Origin of the sequence: Paenibacillus kobensis NBRC 15729 (assembly GCF_004000825.1) — a bacterium.
GTDB classification, from domain to species: Bacteria; Bacillota; Bacilli; order Paenibacillales; family Paenibacillaceae; genus Paenibacillus_T; species Paenibacillus_T kobensis.
Window position 1 is genome coordinate 1 of the sequence record NZ_BILZ01000157.1, and the last position, 582, is coordinate 582.

The 582-nt window shown below is 43.1% G+C and carries 1 pseudogene; it reads left to right on the forward strand.

Annotated elements, in window-relative coordinates:
* Positions 1 to 582 (forward strand): annotated as a pseudogene (locus PKO01S_RS28570) (hypothetical protein); the annotation flags it as partial.

The window sequence follows — 582 nt, forward strand, 5'->3', positions numbered from 1 at the left end:
TATGATTACGATACGTATGGCCGCTTATCGTGGCAAGAAGGTGCAGCAAGCAGCAATAGAATAACGTATACGTACGATGCCTGGGGCCGTCCGATCCAATCCAAGTCTGTTGATGGCGCGTACTCCTCCACCGTATATAATGACGTAGCCCGTACATCCGTTGCGGTTGACCAGGAAAAGAATCAAATTCGGACGACCCTGGATATCATGGGTCGCGATGTGAAGACGGAATTATTGAAGAATGGCAAGTTCATTCCGATACAATCCAAGGTCTATGATGACGCTGGTAATATTCTTAGTCTAACGAGTGGGGTCTCCACAACAACTTACGAATATGACACGATGAATCGGTTAACGAAAGCCATCGATCCCAACAAATCGGCAGTTATTTATGGTTACTCTATGATGGGTAACTTGTTGAGTACCACGTATCCTGATGGAACTGTAAAACAGAATGAGTACGACGAGTTGGGCAGATTAAAAAAACAAATGGATCAGACTGGCGCGGTTGAAAAGTATTATTATGACGGTAACAATAACGTCACTAAATACATTGACCGTAAAAAGCAAGAATTTACTTAT